General features: G+C 29.1%; 26 protein-coding genes. 13 read left to right on the top strand and 13 right to left on the bottom strand.

All coding sequences use genetic code 11. The features are described from left to right. Window positions 1–20: 20 nt before the first annotated feature. The 5 genes from P161_RS0111275 (at window position 21) to gldG (ending at window position 4,409) form a co-directional block, all read left to right on the top strand. Window positions 21–881 (top strand): S-adenosyl-l-methionine hydroxide adenosyltransferase family protein, encoded by an 861-nt coding sequence (locus P161_RS0111275; protein ID WP_026777098.1) that lies wholly within the window; start codon window positions 21–23, stop codon window positions 879–881. A gap of 3 nt (window positions 882–884) precedes the next feature. Further along, window positions 885–1,181 (top strand): putative quinol monooxygenase, encoded by a 297-nt coding sequence (locus P161_RS0111270; RefSeq protein ID WP_026777097.1) that lies wholly within the window; start codon window positions 885–887, stop codon window positions 1,179–1,181. Between the two features lie 26 nt (window positions 1,182–1,207). Continuing rightward, complete coding sequence (locus tag P161_RS0111265; protein WP_026777096.1) at window positions 1,208–1,735, top strand: GNAT family N-acetyltransferase; 528 nt, start codon at window positions 1,208–1,210, stop codon at window positions 1,733–1,735. 321 nt (window positions 1,736–2,056) lie between these two features. Then, window positions 2,057–2,776, top strand: coding sequence for a gliding motility-associated ABC transporter permease subunit GldF (gldF, locus tag P161_RS0111260; protein ID WP_026777095.1), 720 nt, complete (start codon window positions 2,057–2,059; stop codon window positions 2,774–2,776). Further along, on the top strand, window positions 2,769–4,409 hold the full coding sequence (gene gldG, locus P161_RS0111255) for a gliding motility-associated ABC transporter substrate-binding protein GldG (protein WP_026777094.1): 1,641 nt from the start codon (window positions 2,769–2,771) through the stop codon (window positions 4,407–4,409). The genes gldF and gldG overlap by 8 nt, the downstream gene beginning before the upstream one ends. A 16-nt stretch (window positions 4,410–4,425) precedes the next feature. On the opposite strand, the gene P161_RS0111250 is transcribed toward gldG, so the two are convergent. The 4 genes from P161_RS0111250 to P161_RS0111235 form a co-directional block, all read right to left on the bottom strand. After that, window positions 4,426–4,824 carry an NUDIX domain-containing protein gene (locus P161_RS0111250; protein WP_026777093.1) on the bottom strand — a complete coding sequence of 133 codons (399 nt, stop codon included), beginning with the start codon at window positions 4,822–4,824 and terminating at the stop codon, window positions 4,426–4,428. Window positions 4,825–4,890: 66 nt separating this feature from the next. Beyond that, on the bottom strand, window positions 4,891–6,576 hold the full coding sequence (gene ggt, locus P161_RS0111245) for a gamma-glutamyltransferase (RefSeq protein WP_026777092.1): 1,686 nt from the start codon (window positions 6,574–6,576) through the stop codon (window positions 4,891–4,893). A 70-nt stretch (window positions 6,577–6,646) separates the two neighbouring features. Continuing rightward, entirely contained in the window at window positions 6,647–7,240 is a 594-nt protein-coding gene (locus tag P161_RS0111240; RefSeq protein ID WP_231494739.1) for an ACP phosphodiesterase, read from the bottom strand. 285 nt (window positions 7,241–7,525) lie between these two features. Continuing rightward, window positions 7,526–7,669, bottom strand: a complete 144-nt coding sequence (locus tag P161_RS0111235; RefSeq protein ID WP_231494738.1) for a hypothetical protein — start codon at window positions 7,667–7,669, stop codon at window positions 7,526–7,528. A gap of 299 nt (window positions 7,670–7,968) precedes the next feature. Between P161_RS0111235 and P161_RS19735 the strand changes: the two genes are divergently transcribed. After that, window positions 7,969–9,144 (top strand): nuclear transport factor 2 family protein, encoded by a 1,176-nt coding sequence (locus P161_RS19735; protein WP_197026341.1) that lies wholly within the window; start codon window positions 7,969–7,971, stop codon window positions 9,142–9,144. Between the two features lie 2 nt (window positions 9,145–9,146). Here the strand turns inward: P161_RS19735 and P161_RS0111225 are convergent, their stop codons facing one another. Next, entirely contained in the window at window positions 9,147–9,557 is a 411-nt protein-coding gene (locus P161_RS0111225; RefSeq protein WP_026777088.1) for a hypothetical protein, read from the bottom strand. Then, window positions 9,544–10,128: an RNA polymerase sigma factor gene (locus tag P161_RS0111220; protein WP_026777087.1), complete on the bottom strand. Its 585-nt coding sequence runs from the start codon at window positions 10,126–10,128 to the stop codon at window positions 9,544–9,546. The genes P161_RS0111225 and P161_RS0111220 overlap by 14 nt, the downstream gene beginning before the upstream one ends. 165 nt (window positions 10,129–10,293) lie before the next feature. Here P161_RS0111220 and P161_RS0111215 point away from each other — a divergent pair, with 165 nt between their 5' ends. The 4 genes from P161_RS0111215 (at window position 10,294) to P161_RS20015 (ending at window position 14,226) form a co-directional block, all read left to right on the top strand. Beyond that, a complete protein-coding gene (locus P161_RS0111215) occupies window positions 10,294–10,677 on the top strand; it encodes a DUF6249 domain-containing protein (protein WP_026777086.1) in 384 nt (127 codons plus the stop codon). Between the two features lie 100 nt (window positions 10,678–10,777). Continuing rightward, window positions 10,778–12,091 (top strand): hypothetical protein, encoded by a 1,314-nt coding sequence (locus tag P161_RS0111210; protein ID WP_026777085.1) that lies wholly within the window; start codon window positions 10,778–10,780, stop codon window positions 12,089–12,091. A gap of 13 nt (window positions 12,092–12,104) precedes the next feature. Continuing rightward, complete coding sequence (locus P161_RS0111205) at window positions 12,105–13,430, top strand: M28 family metallopeptidase (protein ID WP_026777084.1); 1,326 nt, start codon at window positions 12,105–12,107, stop codon at window positions 13,428–13,430. 7 nt (window positions 13,431–13,437) lie between these two features. Next, window positions 13,438–14,226: a M23 family metallopeptidase gene (locus P161_RS20015; protein WP_302846538.1), complete on the top strand. Its 789-nt coding sequence runs from the start codon at window positions 13,438–13,440 to the stop codon at window positions 14,224–14,226. Between the two features lie 361 nt (window positions 14,227–14,587). On the opposite strand, the gene P161_RS0111195 is transcribed toward P161_RS20015, so the two are convergent. From P161_RS0111195 to P161_RS0111185, 3 genes are all read right to left on the bottom strand, one after another. After that, window positions 14,588–15,472 carry a carbohydrate kinase family protein gene (locus P161_RS0111195; protein WP_026777082.1) on the bottom strand — a complete coding sequence of 295 codons (885 nt, stop codon included), beginning with the start codon at window positions 15,470–15,472 and terminating at the stop codon, window positions 14,588–14,590. A gap of 188 nt (window positions 15,473–15,660) precedes the next feature. Continuing rightward, window positions 15,661–16,935 (bottom strand): glycosyltransferase, encoded by a 1,275-nt coding sequence (locus P161_RS0111190; protein WP_026777081.1) that lies wholly within the window; start codon window positions 16,933–16,935, stop codon window positions 15,661–15,663. Between the two features lie 5 nt (window positions 16,936–16,940). Beyond that, a complete protein-coding gene (locus tag P161_RS0111185; RefSeq protein ID WP_026777080.1) occupies window positions 16,941–19,040 on the bottom strand; it encodes an HAD-IIB family hydrolase in 2,100 nt (699 codons plus the stop codon). A gap of 287 nt (window positions 19,041–19,327) precedes the next feature. On the opposite strand from P161_RS0111185, the gene P161_RS0111180 reads away from it, so the two are divergent. Continuing rightward, entirely contained in the window at window positions 19,328–19,945 is a 618-nt protein-coding gene (locus tag P161_RS0111180; RefSeq protein ID WP_155810458.1) for a hypothetical protein, read from the top strand. Window positions 19,946–20,174: 229 nt separating this feature from the next. Beyond that, window positions 20,175–20,663, top strand: coding sequence for a YdeI/OmpD-associated family protein (locus tag P161_RS0111175; RefSeq protein ID WP_026777078.1), 489 nt, complete (start codon window positions 20,175–20,177; stop codon window positions 20,661–20,663). Here P161_RS0111175 and P161_RS0111170 read toward each other — a convergent pair. The 4 genes from P161_RS0111170 to P161_RS0111155 form a co-directional block, all read right to left on the bottom strand. Further along, a complete protein-coding gene (locus tag P161_RS0111170) occupies window positions 20,655–21,002 on the bottom strand; it encodes a hypothetical protein (RefSeq protein WP_026777077.1) in 348 nt (115 codons plus the stop codon). The two genes, P161_RS0111175 and P161_RS0111170, sit on opposite strands and share 9 nt — an antisense overlap. A 197-nt stretch (window positions 21,003–21,199) precedes the next feature. After that, window positions 21,200–22,666: a hypothetical protein gene (locus P161_RS0111165; RefSeq protein ID WP_026777076.1), complete on the bottom strand. Its 1,467-nt coding sequence runs from the start codon at window positions 22,664–22,666 to the stop codon at window positions 21,200–21,202. A 205-nt stretch (window positions 22,667–22,871) separates the two neighbouring features. After that, window positions 22,872–23,993 carry a VWA domain-containing protein gene (locus tag P161_RS0111160; RefSeq protein WP_026777075.1) on the bottom strand — a complete coding sequence of 374 codons (1,122 nt, stop codon included), beginning with the start codon at window positions 23,991–23,993 and terminating at the stop codon, window positions 22,872–22,874. Between the two features lie 262 nt (window positions 23,994–24,255). Next, window positions 24,256–24,582: a hypothetical protein gene (locus P161_RS0111155; protein WP_026777074.1), complete on the bottom strand. Its 327-nt coding sequence runs from the start codon at window positions 24,580–24,582 to the stop codon at window positions 24,256–24,258. Window positions 24,583–24,788: 206 nt separating this feature from the next. Here P161_RS0111155 and P161_RS0111150 point away from each other — a divergent pair, with 206 nt between their 5' ends. Continuing rightward, window positions 24,789–26,306 carry a GH3 auxin-responsive promoter family protein gene (locus P161_RS0111150; RefSeq protein ID WP_026777073.1) on the top strand — a complete coding sequence of 506 codons (1,518 nt, stop codon included), beginning with the start codon at window positions 24,789–24,791 and terminating at the stop codon, window positions 26,304–26,306. Window positions 26,307–26,309 lie beyond the last annotated feature (3 nt).

Below are 26,309 nucleotides of genomic sequence, written 5' to 3'. Positions count from 1 at the left end.
AATTAACAGCCAAAAAATTAATGTCTTTTATCACTTTAACATCAGATTTCGGGACTAAAGACCATTTTGTTGGAGCTGTAAAAGGAGCAATTTATTCTGAATTAGCGGATGCTAAAATTGTAGATATTACACATGAAATATCACCTTTTAACATTACTGAAACTGCTTATATTTTAAAAAATTCTTACAAAAGTTTTCCAAAAGGAACGATCCACATTGTAGGTGTAGATTCAGAATTAAGTTCAGATAATAAACACATTGCAATCTCTTTAGATGATCATTTTTTTGTATGTCCAGATAATGGCTTAATCTCTATGATTGCTTCAGAAATTCAACCAACAAAAATTGTTGAAATTAATATTCATGACAGAGTAGAAAGTAGTTTTCCTGTATTAGATGTTTTTGTAAAAGTTGCGTGTTTTATTGCACGTGGTGGAAATTTAACAGTGATAGGCAAAGAAATAAAAGAATATAAAAAGCTTATTGAAATTCAGCCAAAAGTAAATCAAGCTAAAAATCAATTAATTGGCGGTGTTTTATACATTGATAATTATGGAAACGTAATAACCAACATCAGCAAAAAAATGTTTAACGATATTGGCAAAGGACGCACTTATAAAATAAATGCTTCACGTTATACTTTTACAAAAATATATAATAAATACAACGAAATTACAGGAAACAATTCCACAGATACGTTGCAATTTGATGGTAGTAAACTAGCTATTTTTAATTCTGCTGGTTTTTTAGAAATTGCTGTATATAGAAGCAATTTAAAAACTGTTGGTGGTGCATCTACATTATTAGGAATGGAATATAGAGATCCTGTAATTGTTGAGTTTTTTATGGAATCGAAACCAGAATATACTTCTTTAAATTAAACTATGTTTGTTAGAATCGTAAAAATGAGTTTTCACTCAAAACATATTGCAGCATTTCAAAAAATGTTTGAAGGAAAAAAACAATTAATTCGCAATGCTGATGGAAATAAATTATTAGAATTATATCAAGATAAAAATAACCCTGAAATATTTTTCACCTATTCTTATTGGGAACAAGAAAGTGATTTAGAAAACTACAGAAACTCTAAATTATTTATAGAAACTTGGAAACAAACCAAAACTTATTTTAATGACAAACCACAAGCTTGGAGTGTTGACAAAAAAGTAAGTTTAACATAAGCAGTAAGCAAAATTAAATACGATAAATGGATTACAATTTTACACCCTTCCCTGTTTTAGAAACAGAACGATTAACCTTAAGAGCATTAACTTTAGACGATGCAAAAGCTATTTTTGGTTTAAGAACCAATAAAGAAGTAAATGAATATATTGATAGAAAAGTACCAAGAAACCTTTCTGAAGCTAGAGCTTTTATTGATAGAATTTCAACTTTAGCAGAACATGGTAAAGGTATTTTTTGGGTTATCGCATCAAAAGGTACCAACGAATTAATGGGTACAATAGGCTTGCGTAATTTTGAAGATGAAGACGATTATGCAGAAATTGGGTATGAAATAAATCCTGATTATCAAGAAAGAGGTTATATGAGCGAAGCTTTTGAACCAGTTTTAAATTATGGTTTTCAAAATCTTGAATTAAAAACGATAGAAGCTTTTACGCACAAAAATAATACAGCTTCAATTGCGTTATTAGAAAAACTTAACTTTGTTTTTGATCCTGAAAGAGAAGACGAAGGTTTTGAAAATAATATTAGTTATATATTAAGGAGTTAGGAGTTAGGAGTTAGGAGTTAGGAGTTAGGAGTTAGGAAAAATAAATTTTTTAGGCTTTAAACTATTGATAAACTAATAATAATTTCAAAATAAACTTCGGAAAATTATTAATTTTATGAGAAAGTCTTCGACAAGCTCAGACTGACTTTCGTTTGCTGAATTGGGTTTTAGTTTTATTTTGATAAAAATTAGAAAGATTTATACAATAACTAAAAACATTGAAAATCAAAAATGTCACACTGAGCTTGTCGAAGTGAAAAATCAACAAATAATATTTTGATAACAATTAAACACTTCAACAGTTAAACAATTACACATAAATTGAAAGCAATCTTAAAAAAAGAATTCAACTCGTTTTTTGCAAGTCCAATTGCGTATTTAGTAATTGGAGTTTTCTTGCTGATTAATGGATTGTTCTTATTTATTTTTGATGACGATTTTAATATTTTAAACGCTGGTTTTGCTGATGTTACTCCGTTTTTTTATCTAGCTCCTTGGGTTTTTCTTTTTTTGATTCCTGCAATTACCATGAAAAGTTTTGCTGATGAATTCAACACAGGAACCATTGAGCTTTTAAAAACAAAACCAATTTCTGATTGGCAAATTGTTTTAGGCAAATTCTGGGCTTCACTCCTATTGGTTTGTGTTGCCATAATTCCGACTTTTATTTACGTGTATTCAGTGTATCAATTAGGTAATCCTGTTGGTAATATAGATTTTGGCAGCACAATTGGTTCTTATATTGGTTTACTTTTTTTAGCTTCAACCTATACATCTGTTGGTTTATTTACCTCAACTTTATCAAAAAACCAAATTGTTGCTTTTATTTTAGCCGTTTTTATAACGTTTTTCTTATTCTATGGATTTGATGCTATTGCAACTTCTTTTGGCGATAGCAGTTTCACCATTCAACAATTAGGTATTAACGAACATTTTAAAAGTATATCTAGAGGTGTTATTGACACAAGAGATATTATTTATTTTTTAAGTGTTACTTTTTTCTTTTTATTCATGACTAAAACACGTTTAGAAAATGAATAAAAACATCAGAAATATTGGTTTATTATTGATTGGGTTATTCGTTTTGAATATTATAAATCAATCTTTTTACAAACGTTTCGATTTAACTGCGGATAAAAGATACACTCTTTCTAAAACCACAAAATCGATTTTATCAACCTTAAAAAAACCACTTTTTATTACGGTTTATTTGGAGGGCGATTTTCCATCAGAATTTAAAAGATTGCAAATTGAAACGCAACAATATTTAGAGGAACTTGCTGCAGAAAACTCCAACATTAAAATACATTTTGAAAACCCAGATAATCAACGTGAAGAATTGATTAAAAGAGGTATGATGCCAAGTCAATTAACAGTAGAAGAAAATGGTAAATTATCGGAAGCTATTATTTTTCCTTGGGCAGAAATTGTGTTTGAAGAAAAAACAATCAACGTTTCATTATTGCCAAATGCCATTGTTGCAAGTCAAGAAGAGCAACTACAAAAAGCCATTGAAAACTTAGAATATAGTTTTAGTAACGCCATAAATTCCATCACTCAAAAACAACAAAAATCTGTTGCTATTATTACTGGAAATGGCGAATTGCAAGATATTTATCAATATAGTTTTTTAAGTGAAGTTGCTAAAAAACATAAATTAGCAAAATTCACGCTGGATTCTGTTGCAACAAACCCACAACAAACATTGCAAGATATTACCAATTTCGATTTGGCAATTATTGCAAAACCCACTGAAAAATTCACATCCGAAGAAAAATTTACACTCGACCAATTCATAACAAATGGAGGTAAAACTTTGTGGATGTTAGACAATGTGCAAGCAGATCAAGACAGTTTATTATCCACAGGAAAAATGTTGGCTTATCCAAGAGATTTAAACTTGACAGATTTGTTATTTTCTTACGGAATTAGAATCAACACAACATTAATCAAGGATTTATATTCCGCAAAAATTCCTTTGGCAACAGGTACCATTGGCAATCAAACACAGTTTCAAAATTTAGATTGGTTTTATCATCCTTTGGTTTCTGGAAATCCAAATCATGCTATTACTAAAAATGTAAGTCAAGTAAGATTACAGTTTGCAAATCAGATTGATACACTTACAAACAACATTAAAAAAACACCTTTATTAATCAGTTCTCCTTTGTCTCAAAAAGTAGGAACTCCGACAATTATCGAACTACAATCTATTGCTGAGGAACCTGAAGAGAAAAACTATATTTCAGGAAATCAATTATTTGCTGTTTTGTTAGAGGGTGATTTTAATTCTGGTTATAAAAATCGAATAAAACCTTTTGAAACTGCCATTTATAAGGGAAATGCAACCAAAAATAAAATGATTGTAATTGCTGATGGTGATGTTGGTAAAAATCAAATTTTAAAAGGACAACCTACAGATTTAGCTTTTGACAAATGGACAAACGAACAGTTTGGCAATAAAGATTTTCTTTTAAATGCTGTAGATTATTTGTTAGACGATGCTGGCTTAATGGAGTTAAGAAACAAGACTTTAAAAATCAACATTCTAGACAAACAAAAAGCGTTTAGAGAACGTACTTTTTGGCAGTTTTTAAATGTTGTATTTCCACTAATTTTATTGTTTAGTTTTGGATTTGTTTTTAATTATCTCAGAAAAAAGAAATATAGTTAATGTTGTTTTGAGTTTTTTAATTCAATTCCCCATTTTCTTTTAAAAATCCGAATATTATTTTATCAACTTCAGATACGATTTCCAAATCCTTATAATTGAGCCACTTAATTTCCTCAATTTCACTTGAAGCCTTTAAAATACCTACATATTCTGCTTTGTAGCAAGTCATTTTAACTAAAACACCTTCTTTTGCTCCATCTGATTGTGCTTTAAAAGTTCCAACATATTCTATTGTATTTGTCTTTATTTTTACACTCAATTCTTCCAATATTTCTCTCACAAGCGTTTGCTCGTCAATTTCTCCAAATTCCCTTTTTCCACCAGGAATATAATATTTCGATTTTCCTTTAGACTTTGTGCTTAAAATTTGTCCGTTTTTTATCTTGATAAATGCTATTTTATCAACCTCTTTCATTCTGTAGTTCTTTTAATAAATTACAAATACTCTTTTTTGTATTGCTAAATTTCATCAACAAAATCATTAAAAACCAACAGCTGCATCATCTCCTCTTTTGTCTGCACCAGCTTCTAATTTTCCATTTGGCAAGACTAAAATAGCATCTACTCTACCAATAATTAAAGAATTTCTTTCGAGGATTTTGTAGCCTAAAGATTCTAATTTATTTTTAGAAACTTCATCAAAACCATTAGGTTCCATTCTAATTACATCTGGCAACCATTGATGATGAAAACGTGGCTGATTCACAGATTCTTGCATTCCCATATCATATTCTACAACATTTAAAATATTTTGCAAAACAGAAGTGATAATTGTTGAACCTCCAGGAGTTCCCACAACCATTTTTAACTTGCCACCTTCCTCTACAATAGTTGGTGTCATAGAACTTAGCATTCTTTTTTCTGATGCAATTGCATTGGCTTCAGAACCTACTAAACCATACACATTTGGCACACCAGCTTTGCTAGAAAAATCGTCCATTTCGTTATTTAAAATAAAACCTGCGCCTTTTACAACTACTTTAGATCCATACCCTGTATTTAAAGTTGTTGTGACTGCAACTGCATTGCCAAATTGATCTACAATAGAATAATGTGTGGTTTCGTCACTTTCATACCCCAGAATTTTTCCATGAGAAACTTCAGATGAAGGTGTTGCTTTGTCCCAAGAAAAAGAACGCATTCTCTTGTTTATATAATTTGCATCTGTTAAACTATCAATGGGTACGTTTACAAAATCAATATCACCCAAATAATGAGCTCTATCTGCATAACTCCTTTTGGAAGCTTCTGCAATTAATTGAATATATTCTGTTGAATTATGATCAATTTTTGACAAATCAAAAGGCTCTATCGATTTTAAAATTTGCGCCAAACAAATACCACCACTTGCAGGCAAAGTCATAGAAGTTATGTTGTAATCTTTGTAAGAAAATTCGATTGGTTTACGCCAAACAGCCTCGTATTTTTCTAAATCTTCGTGTGTTATGATGCCTCCTAATTCTGACACGTAATTCACTAATAAATCTGCTGTTTTGCCTTTATAAAATCCGTCTTTTCCAAAATCACGAATACGCTCTAAAGTTTGTGCTAATTCTTCTTGCTTTAAAACATCTCCTGCTTTCCAATTATTTTCGAAAACAGTTTTATAATTGTTTACGATTTTAAACCTTTCTGTAGCATTGTTTAAATCATTAGCTTGCTTTTCGGTGACTACAATTCCATTTCTAGCCAAATCAATTGCTGGCTGAATCAACTCTTTAATTGGTAAAGTTCCGAATTTTTGATGCACTTCAAAAACACCTGCAACAGAACCAGGAATACCAACTGCAAAAGCACCTAAAACACTTTTATTTTTAATTACGTTTCCAAGCGAATCTAAATACATGTCCTTATGAGCAGTAATTGGTGCTTTTTCTCTAAAATCTAAAGCACCTTTTGTGCCATCTTTATCTCTGTATACCATAAAACCTCCACCAGCAATATTGCCAGCTACAGGATATACAACTGCCAACGCAAAATGTGTGGCAACCATTGCATCATAAGCATTTCCTCCTTTTTGTAAAATAGCCGAACCAATTTTAGAGGCTTCAACCCTTGCAGAAACTACCATTGCCTTTTCTGTAATTAAACCAACTGTTTTTTCTTTTTTACAGGCATTTAAGATTGATAAAAAAGTAAGCAGAAAAAGGATTTTATATATTTTCATAAATAATTTTTGTTTGAATTTATTTTGATAAGGTTTCAATTAGTAAACACTAGTAACTGTATTTATAAGGTTATAAAGGCGTTAAAACTTTCAATTTCTGATTTGTAAAATCTAACAAATCTTGAAAGAAACTTGTAAAATCTTCTTGTAATTCTGCTTCTAAAAGTGATAAATCTTCGATGGCTAAATTCATTTGCGACTTGCCTTTTGTTCTATGATTCATTCCGTTTAAAACTTTGGCAATGCCTTCTTTATACTGATAATTGAATAGAATATCATACTCAATCATATACTTTATAAATTGTTGCGATTTTGCTGGTAATTCTGATGAAATTTTATCAAATAATTGATAAACAGATTTTGTATAAACATCCAAAGGAATTGCAGAATAAGTTGCCCAGTTTTTGGCTAAAAAATAATCGTAAAAAATATCGATGATGACTCCATCATAATGTCTGTAACGTTTGTGCAAACGTCGTTTACTTTTCCTAACAATTTTATGAGCGTCTGTAAACGTATCTATTTCTCTGTGTAAAAATATGCCTTGCTGAATTTCTTTTGAAAAGCCTTCGTAATTATTCCCACGAATATGATCTGCAATAAAATTGCCAATCATAATATTAGTGTTGTTTTGTGAAAGATATAAATGTGCTAAGAAATTCATTGAAGTAAATGTAACAAAAAACCACAACTAAAAAGATGTGGTTTTAAACTATTAAGAATCAAAAATAATTTTTGTTCGGTTACATTTCGCTCCTATGGAGCTTTGATTTTATTTTATATTTTATTTTGCTTTTAATGTTACGCTCCTATTGGAGCTAAAAAATCCAAGAGGGATGAAATGTTAATAGCAAGTATTTTGAAAATTTTTTAAGCCCTAGAAGGGCGAAATATTAATATGGTTTGTGATTTTTTTATCGAAAACTAATTTAAAATATCAATTGAAATTTTAAACCCAAGTTTTAAGCATTTTTTGAGCTTCTTCAATAGTAAAAGTTCTTCCTGCCTTTATATCTTCTTCACCTTCTTCAATCATTTTATCTAATTGTTTTTGGTGCTTATAGTTTTTTATAATTTTATATAAATTTTGCAATGAAGATTCATCTTCATTTTTTATAAATTCTAATATTTCGTTGCGAATTTCTGAAGTACTCGTAACTTTTTATTTTAGTAAAGATAAGAAATTTGTGTTAAAATTGCCAATCATAATATTGGTGTTGTTTTGTGAAAGATATAAATGTGCTAGGAAATTCATAAATAAAATTGTTCTAAAGGTATAAAAATATTTAATTCTGAATCACAATTTATAGTATATTAAAAACTGGAGATAAATTCTCTAATCAATTATTAAGAGGTTTTCATTTTTAGTATATTTGAGAAAATCAATTAATCATGAAAAAGCTACTTTTATTATTTCTTTTAGTGAGTTCAACTATTGTTTGTCAAACAAATACTGCAATTTATGTTTTTGATATTGAGCAGCATAATGAAACGTATCAATTAACAAATCAAAAAAAAATTTCGAATTCTCAAGGGTATAACAGTCAGCCTTTTTTTTATGATGATGAACAGATAACTTTTGCATCAACCCATTATAATTTTACAGATATTGTTCTTTATAATTTGCAAAATGACTCAAAACGTTTTATTTCTAACACTGAAAATGGTGGCGAATACTCGCCTCAAAGAATTCCAAATTCTAACACTATTTCTGCTGTAAGATTAGATGCTGATGGTTTACAACGTTTTTATGAATACGATTTTACTTCTGGAAAAGACAAAGAAATTATTGCAGATTTAAAAGTTGCATATCCTAATTGGTTTGATAAAAACACATTGTTAGCAGTTTCCATTGTAAATGATTCTTTAGAACTGTTTATTTCTGATATAAAAAAGAAAACAAGCGTTTCAATGACTAAAAATGTTGGACGTTCTGTGCATAGAATTCCGAATTCAGATTTGATGAGTTTTATCAGCAAAGAAAATAAAAGTTCTTGGGTTTTAAAATCTATTAATCCAAAAACACAAGAAATAAAAACGATTACTGGTCTTGGAAAATCTGAAGATATTACTTGGTTGCCAAATGGAACATTGCTAATTTCTAATGAAAATTCTATTTATAAATTTAATCCAAAGAAAGACAAAAATCCAAGTTTATTTTTTAGGTTTATGGATGAAAACATCAATAATATTTCTAGAATGGCTGTAAATGATGATGGTTCTAAAATAGCCATTGTTGCAGAAGTTTCTCCAGAATACTTGGCAAAAGAGCAATTAGCTGGTTATAACAATAGAGATATTGAGGCTTTTTTAAAACCTTTTGCCAAAGGTGTAAAAGTGTATCGTTTTCCAAACACATTAAGGTATGAAGGTTTGGAAAACATGAGAAAAAATTACACTTCTTTTTTTGAAAACACGCCAGATTTACACTGTAAAATTTTAAAAAGAATTGTTTTTAAAGACAAAGTAATCGATCATGAATTGGTGACTGCCAATGGCAATACTTTTAAAGCAGTTGCTGTATACGAAATTAAAAATGGCAAAATAGTTAGTGTAACTTTTATGTGAAATTAATATACCCTTTTATCAAAATGTTTCTTTAAAAATACAATTTGCGCAAAAAATAACAAACCAAAAAACAACACTGCATATAGAGTAATATTTGAAATTGATAAGGATTCAAATAAATTGGTGAATTGTAATGTATCAACAAAATCAAATTCTATTTTTGGCAGATTAAAAACACTTTCTTCTGTTATAAAAAATGATGAAAATATTAATGCTATCATTGAGGCTGCAATTAGCATCCATCCTTTTTTAGCTATTAACGGTTTTGCTTTAAATACTTCTGAATTATTTTCAAGAGCAATTTTCTTCATTAAAGAAGTTGTAAAATCTAGAGATAATTTCTGTGAAGGAATTTCTTTTACATACTTTTTTGCAAAAGCATCTAACTCTTTTATGTGTTTATTTTCTCCCATAATTTTCTATCAGTTCTGGTGATACATTTTCTTTTACAATCGTCAATAATTTTTTTCTAGCTCTGTGTAATTTAACTTTTAAATTCGCCTCAGACAAAGAGGTTATCTCCATAATTTCTTTTAAAGATAATTCATCATAATAAAACATCCAAATAATAATACGTTCTTCATCTGGTAATTTATGCAAACAAATTTCCATGATTTTTGCACGTTCTTTTCTTTCAATTCCGTCTAAAATAGTTTCAGTTGCTTTAATTTGATTAAAGGTAATTTCATTAATTTCAAATGTGTTGTTATTGTTTTTATTCTTCTTGATAGCATCCAAACTTGTATGATATGCAATTCGATACAACCAAGTAGAAAATTTTGAATCGCCTTTAAATTTAGGTAAATTTTTATAGGCTTTTATAAATGCATCTTGACTAATCTCCTCTGCTTCTTCCCTATTTTTTGTCATTTTAAAAGCCAAACTAAACACCATATTTTTATACATATCAACAAGAGATGCAAACGCATTTGTATCTCCATTGATAACTTTTGCAATATAAAACTGTTCGGTTTGGTTGGTCATTTTAAGTTTGACTCCTTTTGTTATATATAGGTTACACTTTTTGTTGATTTTTTTTAGCAAAAATTAATTTATAAAAAAAATCGTTTTTGTTGTAACCTCAACTTACAATAAATCGTCAAAGCTACAAACAAAATAAAATTAATCATTTAAACCTAAAACATTAATATGGGACCTACATTAGTATTCAGTATTTTAATAACCGCAATTTTTGGAGTATTTTATTTATATTTTTCAACTAGAAATAAAGAAAGAATGGCATTGATAGAAAAAGGCGCAGATGCATCAATTTTTATATCTTCACAAAAAAAACAAGCAGCTCCTTTTTGGAAAATTTTAATCTTAAATTTAGGTTTATTAGCCATGGGCATTGGTGTTGGTATTTTATTAGGGTCTCTTTTAAGCTATAATTTTGGTTATAGTGGCAGTTACCAAAACAGACCAACTAATTATATAAGTTCAGAAACTTTATATGCAGCATCTATCTTTTTATGTGCAGGAGCTTCTTTGTTAATTGGTTTTAAAGTCACCAAAAGTTTAGATAAAGAATAAATATCATCAACCAAAAACTAAAAAACCATTTCATTTTTTTATGAACTGGTTTTTTTCTGTTTTATAAAGTTACTATCTTTATTCGAAATATGTGTTTTACATGAAAAATGAATATACAGATAGTAAGTTTAAAAAACTTTTAGACAAACTACAACAAGAAAGCTGGCAATTAGAATTGCTAATTTCTGGTTTTGCTATTTTTGGTTTGGTATCTTCATTAGGGTTTGTAAAAAACTTATGGAACGAAGCTATAGCTATTGAAAGCTATAGTAAATTTTTATATCCAATTATTTATATAGCCTGCTGGGTACTAATTATCAACTTAATTATACACGTTATTTTAAGAGGATTATGGATTGGTGCCATTGGTTTGCGATATGTTTCTGGTGAAATCGATTATGATTCTTTAAAATATAAAAAGCGGTTTACAATTTATTTAAAGAAAAAAGTAGGTTCTTTTGACAAATTTATTGGTGCTTTAGAAAATTATTGTAGCATTTTATTTGCACTTACATTTTTATATTTATTTTATATAATTTCCTTTTTTACAGTTATTTTAATTGTAGTTTTAGCAGGAGCTTTCTTTGTAAAATCTGGACTATTTCCTGATTTTTTAGGTTATACATTACTAGGTTTTTTTGGTATTTTCTTTTTATTAATCGCCTTTATTGTCTTTGTCGATTTTATTACACAAGGTTATTTAAAAAAAGTAGAATGGACATCTTTCTTATATTTTCCTATTTATAAGATATTTAGCGTAATTACACTTTCTTTTTTATACAGACCTTTAGTTTATAATATTTTAGATGATAAATTTAGCAGAAGACTCACTTTTATTTTAACACCAATTTATATTGTAACGTTTTTCTTAACAACATTTCAAACAGTAAGATCTAATTACGTTTCTGTAAATAGATACTCATCAACGTATTACACAAATCAAAATAATTATTTAAATTCGCTCATAAAAAACGAGTACATTAGAGGCGCAGCAATACATTCTAAAATTGTAAATGATAATTACGTCCATATTTTTATCCCTTTTAGAGAAAATATTGAAGATTTAATTTTTGAACAGCATAAAAATTTAAAACCTTTAGAAGACAAAAGAGGCTATAGAAGCGATTTGTTTTCTTCAAAAACATCTTATAAAGAACAAGATAGTCTTAGAGCTATTTACTTAAAAGCTTTTCAAAAAGTGTATATTTTTAAGATTGATGAAACAAAAATTGAACCTGAATTTAACATTACACAAATAAATAATCAATTGGGTTTTGAATCTTTTATTACGTTAGATACATTTACAAAAGGAAAACATATTATTAATATTAATAGATTTATTACATCAAAAGAAACAAAAGAATTAGAAAAGGAATATATTATAGACATTCCTTTTTGGTATTTTAAACAATAAATAATTATTACAAATGAAAAAAATCACTCTCTTATTTTTACTAGTCTCATCGATTACGTTTGCACAAACAGATCAAAAAATTTACGATATTATTGATGCTGTTTCTGCTGATAACATAAAAAGCTACGTAAAAACATTAACGGAATTTGGCACAAGAAACACTTTTTCTGACACTATTTCAGAAACACGTGGAATAGGTGCAGCAAGAAGATGGATAAAAGGCGAATTCGACAATATTTCTAACAACTGTAACAATTGTTTAAACGTATTTTATCAAAAAGATTTGGTTACTAAAGAAGGGAATAGAAGAGTACCAAAAGATGCCTATGTTGTAAATGTTGTTGCTATTCAAAAAGGCACAAAATACCCAAACAAATACATTATAATGAGTGGTGATATAGATTCGAGAGCAAGTGATACTATGGATTTTACAACAGATGCTCCAGGTGCAAACGATAATGCATCAGGAATGGCTGGTACAATTGAGGCTGCTAGAGTTTTATCAAAATACCAATTTGAAAGTAGTATTATTTATGTAGGTTTATCTGGAGAAGAACAAGGACTTTTTGGTGGTGCAGGTTTGGCAAAATATGCAAAAGATAAAGATTGGGAAATTATCGGGATTTTAAATAACGATATGATTGGAAACATCACTGGAGTTGATGGCGTAATTGATAATAGAGCCTTTAGAATTTTCTCTGAACCTGTACCTGCAAACGAAACTGATAGACAAAGAAATGCAAGACGCTTTTATGGTGGTGAAGTTGATGGAATCTCTAGACAATTGGCAAGATATGTGCACAAAACTACAAAAACCTATATGCCAGAAATGAACCCAATGATGATTTATAGATTAGATAGATTTGGACGAGGAGGACATCATAGACCTTTTAACGATTTAGGGTTTGCAGGAATTAGAATTATGGAAGCTCATGAAAATTACACCCAACAACATCAAGATATTAGAACCGAAAATGATATAAAATATGGTGATACTTTTGAACATGTTAATTTTCCTTATGCTAAAAAATTAACAGCTGTAAACGCTATAAATTTAGCTAGTTTAGCTTGGGCTCCAGAAGCTCCAAAAGAAGTTGCTATTGGTGGAATTGTTGAACCATCTGCAAAATTAAAATGGAGTAAAGTTGATGGTGCAAAAGGCTATAAAATTTACTGGAGAGATACAACATCGCCAACTTGGGACAATTCAAGATATGTAGAAAGTACAGAATTTACTTTAGAGGGTATTGTAATTGATAATTTCTTTTTTGGAGTTGCTGCTGTTGGCGAAAATGGACATGAAAGTGTGGTTGTTTTTCCAAATAAAATTTTGAGATAATATTGATTTGAAATATTTAATACTAATCCTTTTCTTTGTTTCGTGTTCAAAAGCACAAGAAAAACCGAGTTATATTTCTTTTAAATTAGAGAATGATTCTATATATGTTTTTGCCAAAAACCCTGTTTTAGGAAAAACATTTTTAAAAATTGTTGATCAAAAAACGAAAGTTGAACAGTATATCGATTTTAAAAAACCAGATACTTTAAAAATTCTTCAATTTGAACAATCTAAAATTGATACAAGTAAAATAATTGAGAAGTTTCAATTTTCACTGTTTTATGGAACATCGGATTTTAAAAAATATGACACGTTATATAACTATGGTTTGCCTTTTTTAAAAGGTAAACGCTATAAAATTCTTCAAGGACAAAACACAAATTTCACACACAAGGGTAGCTTTTCTAAATATGCTATCGATTTTAAAATGAACGTTGGACAAAAAGTTTGTGCTATTAGAGGTGGTTTAGTGATTAAAACAAAAGAAGACTCGAATATTGGAGGAAGAGATAAAAAGTACAGAGACAAAGCAAACTTGATTATTATTGCACATTCAGATGGCACTTTTGCACAATATGTGCATTTAAAAAAAGATGGTGTTTTAGTAAATAAAAGTCAAATTGTAAAAAAAGGGCAAGTAATTGGTTATTCTGGTAATACAGGAATGAGTACTGAACCTCATCTTCATTTTGCTGTTTATAAACCTACAAAAAATGGATTTATTTCTATTCCCTATATTTTAGACTCTATTCCCACAAAAAGATATAAAAAAGGAAAGTTTGCAAGAAATAAGTAAGTTACTCTATTTTTAAAACTTCAACTAACTATTAATCTAATTTGCCTTTTTTTCAAAGAAAAACCTTCAAAATTTGTCTTGGTTGAAACATCTCACATAAAAATGGATTTTCTTTTTTTTTGATCACTCAAACTTTATAAGCTTTATGTAGGATTTCTACAGAAATGACTAGTTGGGTGGGAATTATAGTGTTTTTTTTGATAAAATTATTTAATCATAGTTTATTAAATACATTTAACACACAGTTTGTCTTGCTGTAAGCATCTCACACAAAATGGCTCTTTTTTGATCATTCAGACTTTATAAGCTTTATGTGGGATTTCTACGAAATGACAAATTGGGTGGAAAAAGATTGTATAAATTATGCTCCATTCATAAAATTTAAAATCTCTTTACCAGAAATTATTGGATTTGCACCTTCTTTTTGTGCTACTAAAGCACCTACTGCACAAGCTTTATCAACTGCTTTTTGTGGATTTTCTTTCTTTAATAAGTTACTAATTAAAGTTGCTAAAAAAGAATCTCCAGAACCAACAGTATCTGCAACTTTTATTTGATAACCACTATTGTAAAATAAATTATCATCATATAATAAAACTGCTCCATGTTCGCCTTTTGTTACACAAATATGTTTTGTATTGGTTTCTTTTGATAAAAAATGAATATTCTGCTCTAAGTTTTTATAAGGAGAATTTAAATAAGCAGCAATTTCATAAATTTCTTCATCATTAAATTTTATGAAATCTGCTTTCTGCATCAAATCCATTAAAACATTTTTCTCGAAAAAAGGTTTCCGAAGATTTACATCAAAAATTTTATAGTTTGCAATTTCTAAAAATTGATACAATGTATTTTTTGAAACTTCATCTCTGGTAATTAAACTTCCGAACACAAATGCATCTGCTTGTCTTACCAATGTTGCTGCCTTTTCTGTAAATTGAATTTTATCCCAAGCTTTTGGATGCACAATTTTGTAACTCGCAGCTCCTTTATCATTTAATGTAACTGTAACTTCTCCTGTTTCAAAATCATCTAAAACTTGAATTTCTGATGAATTTATATGGTGTTCTTCTAAATATTCTAAAATCAATTTTCCTAAATCATCATTCCCAATGGCACTAATCATAGTAACATCATTTTTAAAAGATTGCAAACGTGTTGCAACATTTAAAGGTGCTCCTCCAATCTTTTTATGATTTGGGAAAACATCCCATAAAACTTCTCCAAAACAAACAATTTTAGACATAAATTAAGTATTTGATAAATTGTAAAGACTAAAGATGAGAGAAAAAAGACGTTAGACTTTAGATGACAGACGTTGGACGTTAGAAAAGTCATAAGTTTCAAAGCATATTTTTTTTCTTTTCTCTCTTCTCTCCTTTCCTCTTCTCTTTTTCTATTCTCTCTTTTCTATTCTCTCTCTCTTCTTGATTTTTAATAAATATTAGTTTCTGATGTTCTTTGATTTATAGAACTCGCAAAAATGGCTAACATACGTTTTGCTATTCCTGTCCAACCAAAGTTTCTACGTGCAAAACGTGCACCTTCAACAGACATTTCGTTTCTTAAATTTGGGTATAAGAGAGGCATTGCCATCATTGCTCCAAATTCTTTTGGTCTGTGTGGATCTGCAAAAAGGGCTTGATTTCCAAAATCAATCAAATCGCACAAACCACCATGAACTGTTATTACACTTGGTGTTCCACAAGCCATAGCTTCAATGGCTACCATTCCAAAAGGTTCATATCTGGAGGGCATTGCAAAAATACTTGCAGATCTATATACGTTTGCCAAATCTTCATCAGCAATATAACTTTTCCATTTTATTTTATCCATAACACCAATTTCTGATGCTACTTTTTTCAACTTTTCAATACCTTCTTTATCTTGTTTAGAATCGCCACCAATTGCTGCAACTAAACCAGCTTCTGGACATAATTCAAATAAAGTTGGTAATGAATTTATCAATAAATCGTACCCTTTATTATGAGCCATTCTTCCTAAGGCTAGCACATCAGTAGGACTTATATCGTATTTCTGGCGAATTTTATCATTTTCTTTAGATGGAACAGGGAAAAACTTATTTTCATCAATTCCTGGAGGAATCATGCTACAGTTTTTTGATAACACATCATATTGTTGAATTAACAAATCTACCTGAGGTAAAGTAGTTGCAATTACAAAGTTACACATTTGGTATACAAAATATTCCTTTCTAATTCGTTCTTTAAATCGATAGGTTTTTTCCATTTCCTTTTCATCCATATCACTTCCCATAGAATGTTGTTTCCACCAACCTAAAGAATGTGGTGTGTGAACGTGACAAATACCTAATTCTTCTGCAATTTTTTGACCTGCCCAACCTGCATCCCAATAATGAGAATACACAACATCATACTTTTTATTTTCTTTTTTTATAGCTGCTAAAGTATTTGTAACAAACGCTTTAAGATGATCGTGCATATCTTCTTTACGGATGAATTTTTTACCACCAAATGGAATTCTCCAAACGCTGTAATTTTCATTTACATCATCATATTCTGGTTGATCTTCAAACTGGCGAGTCACTAAATCTACTCGTTTACCAAGTCTACTAAAACGTTCTGCTAGTTCTAAAACATACACAACTTGTCCTCCAGTATCTGGTTTTCCTAATTCTGCATTGGCTCCAACATAACCATGTAAAGAGATCATTAATATTGATTTCATAGTTTTTATTTTTTAGTATTAATTTTTGTTAATTTTAAATCGTGACAAGCTGCAATATATTGGGCTGCAGACCAAGCTTGATAGGCTTTTCCCATTGGTTTTCCAGTAATTCCATGTGCCCATTCTGTAAACTCCCATTCGTTATTGATTCCTTCTTTATTAATTAGGGCAAGTTTGTGCAATTCTGCAATAGCAATATCTCTAAACCCTAATTTATTTATATATTTTACCCAAAAACCACCTACAAAAGGCCAAATACCTCCATTATGATAATGGTTTGGCAAATTCAATAAATTAACGGTATAATAAGGACGCCAATCTGGATCTCCAGGACTTACAACAGGATACACATTTGCAACAGGAAAAGGATCATTTACACCAACACCTAACATAAATTTAAAGGTTTGATGCGCTTTTTCAGAATCGATTGTTCCATGTAAAAAAGCTAAAACATTTCCTAAAATATCACATCTCCAAGAAAAATCGAAAGGTGTGGTTTGTGCAATTAAGTAAGAAGTATCTCCCAAAGTAAATTGCTTTTCAGCAAAAGAAACAGAAGAAAATAATTGTTGTTGTGTTGATGGCCAAAAATTCTGAACAATTTCTTTTTTTATCACCTGAGACCAACGAATATACTCACCTGCTTCTTCGTGATTTCCTAACATTTCTAGCAATCTACCAAAACAGACATTAGATCTGTACCAGAGAATTTCATCATATAAAATATTATAACTTCTACCAAAAAGATCGGTCCAATCTCCAGCTTCAGGAATTTCTAAAAGTGCGTCATTATTACTATCATGTGCTCCCAACCAACGCATTGTTTCTTTAATATCGTCAATATATTTTCTAGCAAATTCTATATCATTGGCTACTTTTACGTATTCATAGAATGCAATAACCACCCAAATTCCACTATCAATAGAACAAATACCACCAACACCAGAATAATCTGGTTCATTATCTTTTAAACGTACATTTGATGGAATCTGACCATTTCTAGAAATATGCCCTAACAGAGTCTCTAAAGTTTGACGTTGGCATTGATGAATTTCTTCATCATTTATTAAAGAAAGTGAACCAATTACTGTGATTGCTCCATCTCTTGCCCAAACTGAATGATAGTTTTCATCTGTTCCATTAGGAATATTATCTGGAATAGAACAAGCAGAAAATCCTAAAGGTGTAATATTTTTTCGTAAAGCTTCAATGGCTTTTTCATAGCCTTCTTGAATTAAAGCTATTTTTTCATTGTCATCTTCATCAGCAATATTGTCTAATTCTTTTTTGATAAAAAAGTCTTCTGAATGGTCTATATTGGAAATTTCTGAAGCTTCTTTTGGTAGAATTCCATAATAAATTAACCCCTCTATAATTCCATCTCCTTTTGCTTTTTCTGTGTGATAAACTTTTTTGTATTTTGTGTATTTATACAATTCTTCGTGTGCATTTGCAACCACAATTCCAGAAACATCTTTTAAATCGAACATGGCTGAATCGTTTCCACTATCTCCAGCTACTAACACTTGATTTGTTTCTATAGATAATCTTTTTAACAACCACTGCAAAGCGTTTCCTTTATTCGCCCATTTTGGCAAAACGTCTAAAAATTTATCTCCTGAATAAATTACATTCACATCCATATTTGCCTTGGCAAAATCTTGGGCTACGCTTTCTACTAATTCATCTGTTGCATCATGAAAAAAATAACTTCTTTTATAAGAATGTTGAAATTTGCTTGGCTGCTCGCTTATTGGATGATTTATTTTAACAATAATATCTTCTACGGCTTTTAAATTCCAACCATCATCTAAAACATCATTAAACTCCTTTTCTACTTTTTCTTCTTTAAAATTATAAATATGTGTTCCAACCCCAGAAATTATATAATCTGGTTTTGGCAAAACACCTTTCGCTATCAAATTTAAAACATCATCAATTAATCTGCCTGTATTGTAGGTGATAATAATGTCTAAATCTTTAGCGTATTTAACCCAAGTTTTGGTAAAATTACTTTTGTAAGTATGAAAATCAATTAATGTATTATCTATATCAAAAGACAATAATTTAATTGGATTCTCTTTCTTCAAATTCTTATTTTTCATCTAAAATTATTTTATTAATTAGCACTAATTTTCCTAAAATAAGAAATTAATGACTTGTAGATGAACGCATTTGCTATTAATATGTGTTTAGAATTTAACTTTTATCATACTCGTAATTTTTGTATGAAATAAATAATATAATGAGATTTTAAGCTGCTATAATTGAAAAATATTAAATTTTAAGATTTTGAAATTTATGTAAGCAATGTTAAATATTTATTAAAAAAAACATTTAAATTTCACAAATAAAAGTAATACTATTATATTTACATATAAAACTATTAGTCATGAAAAATTTACTTACCTTATGTTTTGTATGTATTATTAGCTTGACATTTGCTCAAGAAAACTCAACTAGCTTATTAACTATTTTTAATAATGAAGAAAATAAAAAATCTTTAATTACTATTAATAATGATGCCAATATTTTACAATTTCGAGAGATAGTTCCTGTAGATTTTGAGCATAAAAAAATAATTAATGAAGCTAAGTTTTCATTAAATGACTTAAATGACAAAAACTTAAATGCACTTTTATTGGAACTAGATAAAATGGATAAAACTGAATTTTTTATTGTAGAAAAAGTTTTAACTGATGCTAGTAATTCATCCACCAAAAAAAGTTTTATAATTACAACTAATAAAAAATTTATAGACAATTTAATTACCACTAAAATTGTACAAGAAGGTTTATTAAATGAGGTGATTAATTATGGTGATAGAGATTTAGAAACGTTCAGAAACTATTTAACACCAAAAGACATTTTAAATGTTACTTATAAAATTACGTCAAGTACACAATTACAAATTGGTAATAATGTAATTCCTTTTATTAAGAAACCTTTTAAAACTGAAATCGACAAAACATTGCTGAATAGCCTAAACCTATTAGCATTTAACTTTTAGTATATTATTTGAATTAGTATTGCTAACCTGAATTGACTCTCTTTGTATTTTATGAAATACATTGAGAGTCATTATTTTAAAGTAATATTTTTTATAAATAAAAAACATATTTTCTTTTCAAAATCTAATTTATTTAAAATTTTTTCATTTTTCTATTTTAAGTTAATAACTGTAAAAATTATATATTTTTACAAATAAATTGATAAAGACATACTGAAAACAATCTAAAATGAAGAGTGAAAAATTCAAAATCACCCACATAAATCTTTATAATATTTTTATTCCAAAAGAAATTTATGCTCCTTTTGCTGATAAAAACATGAGTCGTGTAAAAGTAAAAATATTTTGTAATGATAAAATTCTAGAATTTTATGCAGCTGTAAAAAGAGATAAAAGTTCTGGTGACTTTAAAATGATGTTTAGCAAAGCCAAACAAAAAGAACTCAATTTAAAATTAGGTGATACATTTAAAATGCAACTTTTTGAAGATACTTCTAAATATGGTGTAGATGTTCCTGAGGAATTAGAAGAAGTGTTTCTAACAGACTATGAAGCATATACTATTTTTGAAACTCTTACCAAAGGAAAACAAAGGAGTATTATTTATGGTATAAAACGATTTAAGGGAAGTCAAAATAAAATTGATAAAGCTTTAGTACTCTGCGAAAATTTAAAAAGAAGAAATTTTGAACCCATTAAGATGTTTAAGTTAGAGTAATTTTTCACTGTGCAAAACATAAATCTCTCCACATATATCAAATTTGGTTGATTTAGGAATTGATTCCTCTAAATTAAATTCTTCTAAAATTAGAATGTTTTTAATTATTTTGTTTTCAAAATTTATTGTAATTTTTTCAATAAAAATTCTAGCATCATCAAAATATTGTACTTTAAAAGCTATAATCTTTTCATTTAATATGGACTTCCATCTTTCAGTAGCATCCCAAGATTTTATTTCAGAATCTTGATAATTTTTGTTTTTTAAATATTTCCCTTTTCCAAATTCGAAAAACTCATCATCTTTCCAAGATAAATGCCACCAAATATTATTTTGCATTTGAATATTTATGCTTGTATCAAATGTATCAAAATCATCAAAATAAAATTTTCCTTTGGGATGATTTAACTCGGTGTAAATAACTTTCTGTATTTTTTCTCCAATTATATTTTCGAAATTCTTTTTGATAAAAATAAAAAAAAGACCTGACAGGTTTTAAAAACCTGTCAGGTCTAAATAAGCTAAACATTTAAATTCTATAATCCACTCATAAAGTTTCCATAAGGATCTCTAAATTGTGTGCCTTCTGCAAAACGATGTTTGCTTAATTTCTTAAATTCAACTAAAGCCCAAAGAATAAATTCTTTTACGAAATAAGCATCAGGTGTATTCATATTTGGCTGATGTTTTTCTAAAAAGGCATTTAATGGAGTAATTTTATCCAACTCGTTTTTATACTCTTGTTCAGTATGTTCATCTAGCAATTCGAAATCTTCCTCAACATTAAAAAACCAAGAAATAATATCGTCATAAGGTGTTTCCACACTTTGTTTTTCTAACTTTTTTATCTCTGGAAAATAGGTTGGAAACAATGTTTTAATTGCATTTTTAATCAACTTTTCTGCAACTACCTGTGCTCCTTCTTGTTCACCTTCGTAAACCAATTCTACTTTCCCTGTAATTGCAGGAATAATTCCATCAAAATCGTTTAAACGAATCATGGTTTCAGCATCACCAGACAATAAAGCTCTTCTTTCTGCTGTACTTAATAAATTTTCAAAAGCAGTGATACTTAAACGTGCACTTACACCACTTTTTGCGTCAATAAACTCGCTTTCTCTTGCTTCAAAAACAATTTGCTCTAACAAATCTCTTGCCAACTCTGGCACTTTTATAAACTCTTTTTGAGCATTTGCTTTATCGGTTTCTTGTTGTGTAATTGTTTTTGCAGTTTCAATATCCTCTGGATAATGTGTTAAAATTTGCGAACCAATTCTGTCTTTTAGAGGTGTTACAATACTTCCTCTGTTTGTATAATCTTCAGGGTTTGCAGTAAATACAAACTGCATATCTAAAGGTAATCGCAACTTAAAACCACGAATTTGAATATCACCTTCTTGTAAAATGTTAAACAAGGCAACTTGAATTCTTGCTTGTAAATCTGGCAATTCATTAATCACAAAAATACACCTGTTTGCTCTAGGAATCATTCCATAATGAATTACTCGATCATCAGCATAACTCAGTTTTAAATTGGCTGCTTTTATAGGATCTACATCACCAATAATATCGGCTACTGTAACATCTGGAGTTGCTAATTTTTCTGCAAAACGTTCATTTCTATGCAACCAAAAAATTGGGGTTTCATCACCTTTTTCGTTGATAATTTCTTTTGCAAATCTCGAAATTGGGTTTAAAGGATCATCATTTATTTCTGAACCTTCCACAACTGGAATATATTCATCTAACAAATCGACCATCAACCTTGCCAAACGTGTTTTTGCTTGTCCTCTTAATCCTAATAAATTGATATTATGTCTACTTAAAATTGCTCTTTCCAATTCTGGAATAACTGTATTTTCATAACCGTGAATTCCTTTAAAGACAGTTTCTTTACTCATCATTTTACTGATTAAGTTTTCTCTTAACTCGTCTTTTATAGATTTTGATTTGTATCCTGAATCTTTTAATTGTCCTAATGTTCTTATGTTTTCTATATTCATTTAGTACTTTTATCCTATCCCTAGCCCTTTCCAAAGGAAAGGGAACTTGGATAGTTATTATTAAATTATATTATTCTATTATTAAAACTTATTCCCAATTTAGCTCAAACTTAATCAACTCTTCCCTTTGGGAAGATGCCTAAAAGGCAGATGGGATTTCACACAAACTTGCTAAAAACCTTCCCTTTGGGAAGGTTTGGATGGGCTATCTAATTCTCTTCTTTCGATTCGTTTCATAATCCTCAAAAATCATTTCTCCCAAACCTTTTAACCCTGTGTAAAATGCTTTTCCTTGGTTTGCTTGTGTAAATGCTTTTACAAACTGCATTAAATAAGGGTCTTGAGCAATCATAAAAGTGGTAATTGGTATGTGTAATTTTCGGGCTTGTTGTGCCATTCCATAACATTTATCAACAATATAGCTATCCAAACCATTGCTATTTTTATAATATTGTCCATCAGGTAAACGCAAACAACTTGGTTTTCCATCAGTAATCATAAAAATTTGTTTGTTGGTATTTCGTTTTCTACGCAATAAATCCATTGCTAATTGTAAACCAGCCACTGTATTTGTGTGGTAAGGCCCTACTTGCAAATAGGGTAAATCTTTGATTTTTATTGGCCAAGAATCATTTCCGAAAACAATAATATCTAACGTGTCTTTTGGATAACGAGTTGTAATTAATTCAGCCAAAGCCATCGCTACTTTTTTGGCAGGTGTAATTCTGTCTTCACCATACAAAATCATAGAGTGACTAATATCTATCATTAAAACTGTGCTCATTTGGCTTTTGTGCATGGTTTCTTCGACCACCAAATCGTTTTCAGTTAAATTAAAATTATCAATTCCGTTGTTGATTTGTGCGTTTCTAATACTTTCAGTCATAGAAACTTTATCTAAAGCATCCCCAAATTGATAGGCTCTAAAATCTCCTGTATGTTCATCTCCTATTCCTGGAGATTTACTTTTATGGTTTCCTGCACCACTTCTTTTTATCTTACCAAAAATTTGATTTAAAGCCTGCTGACGAATTGCACGTTCTGTTTTAGAAGTAATTTTTGTGCCTCCAGTTCCATCTCCTTTAATCTCTTCTTTTATGTAACCTTTCTTTTTTAGATCCTCAATAAAATCATCAATTGTATAATTTTCATCTGTAAGATTATATTCTTTATCCAAAGAACGCAACCAATCTATAGCTTCATCAAAATCTCCAGAAGTGTGAGTTATTAATTCTTTAAAAATGTCAAATAGTTTCTCAAAAGGCGATTGTTTAGCTGCCTCATAAGTTGTAAAGACAAAACCGTTTCTTTTATTTTTGTTTTTCATTAGGTTAAAAATACGTCATTAATTTATGGTTTTTAAAAGATTAACATTGCTTTAATATATGTATTTATATAAAAAATTTATTCGCTTAAATTTTCAAAATTGATAAACCAATTTTTTATCATCAAATAATATTTGAAGTGTAATAAGTGAGATGGTTTTATTTTAAAAAAATAATGCTTATTGATTTTGATTACAAAAAAAAATCACAATCCAATTTTAGGTTGCGATTTTTTATTATTGTATTCATATTGTAGTCAAATAATTACATCAAAATATTTTTATCATTAGATATGTTTTCTTTAGGAATTGTATTAAAAAACTCAGCAACTTCAGTATCTGCAGCAGAACCATAAGAAGCTAAAAAAGTTCCTTTAGTATTTCCCATTTTTATTACATATAAAATTGACATATCAGAAGGATTGCTCATTCCTTCAAACCTATGTTCTGCAACCACTTTAATATCTTTTGCTTCAAATTTCTTTTTTGTGGTATTATCTATCAACCTATTATCTACAACTCTAAAATTGTGCGAATATCCTTTAGCTTGATATTTTTTAATTAATTCTAACTCATTTTTTGCGTTTTCCATAATGTAGTTTTATTTTAGTTCTCTTCAAAGAACACTAAAAATATTTATAATTATTGTTGCAAACAATTTTTATTTTAACTCAAATATTATTTCAACAAACCATATTTCTTTAAGAAAATATCTTTTTCTTAAATGAATTACAATTTCACGTAATTGAGATACTTTAAAAGTTGATAAACGTGCATCTTTGTATAAAACCAACAACTATGGCTATTTTAGGAAATATTATTAAAGGCGTAATCAGCTTAACAGATACATTTTCATTTGAATCTAACCCAATTGAAAATCAAGAAAAAGTATTAAAAGATTTATTAGAAACTGCAAAAAACACCAAATTCGGAGAAAAATATCATTTCAAAACCATTTTATTGAGTGACGATTTACAAGAGTCTTTTGCAGAAGAAGTACCCTATTTTGATTATAACAAAATCAACAAAAAATGGTGGAGTAAATTACACAAAGGCAAAACTGATGTTACTTGGCCAGGAACACCTTCCTATTTTGCACTAAGTTCTGGAACTACAGGTAAAACAAGTAAAAGAATTCCTGTAACCGATGAAATGATTGATGCCATAAAAAGTTCTGGCATTAAGCAAGTAACCTCGTTGAGTAATTTTGATTTGCCAGCAGATTTTTTTGAAAAAGAAATTATGATGTTAGGTAGTTCTACAGATTTACAAGAAAATAACGATCATTTAGAAGGCGAAATTAGCGGAATTAGTGCAAGTAATATTCCTTTTTGGTTTAAAGGATATTACAAACCTGGAGAAGATATTGCTAAAATTGATGATTGGGACGAACGTGTTTCAAACATCGCAGAAAATGCAAAAACTTGGGATATTGGTGCCTTAAGTGGCATTCCTGCTTGGATTGAGTTGATGATGAAAGAAGTAATCAAATATCACAAAGTAGATAACATTCATGAAGTTTGGCCAAACTTGCAAGTATATACTTCTGGTGGAGTTGCTTTTAGTCCTTATGAAAAAAGTTTTAATGCACTTTTAGGAAAACCAGTTACAGTAATTGATACATATTTAGCTTCTGAAGGATATATTGCTACCCAAATAAGGCCAGATGCAAATGCAATGCAATTAAATACCGATAATGGAATTTATTTTGAGTTTGTACCCATGAATCCTGATTATATAAAAGAGGATGGTTCTTTAAAGAAAAGCGCGCCTGCAATTTCTATTAAAGATGTAGAATTAGATCAAGATTATATTTTAATTATAAGTACAGTTTCTGGAGCTTGGCGTTATTTAATTGGAGATACAATTGCTTTTACCGATATTGAAAAAGCAGAAATTAAAATTACAGGACGCACAAAATTCTTTTTAAACACTGTTGGTTCGCAATTATCTGTTAATAAGATGGATGATGCCATGAAGCATTTAGAAGAAAAATACAATACAGAAATTACAGAATATACAATTTGTGCAAAGCGTTTTGAGGATGGCGAATTTTATCATTCTTGGTATTTAGGTACCGATTTAAATGCTGATGAAAAAGAAGTTGCAGACACTTTAGATACTTTTTTAAAAGATGCCAACAAAAACTATAAAGTTGCCAGAAGTAAAGCTTTAAAAGGAGTGAAAGTAAAAATAATTTCCCAAGAAAAGTTTTATGAATGGAGTGATAAAAATAAGAAAAAAGGTGGTCAAGTAAAAATGGAACGCGTTATGAAAGAAGATAAATTTAAAGAGTGGGAAGATTTTGTAAATTAAAAT

The sequence above is a fragment of the Polaribacter sp. Hel_I_88 genome, assembly GCF_000687935.1.
Taxonomy (GTDB): domain Bacteria; phylum Bacteroidota; class Bacteroidia; order Flavobacteriales; family Flavobacteriaceae; genus Polaribacter.
This window is presented reverse-complemented; position numbering and strand designations above follow the sequence as displayed.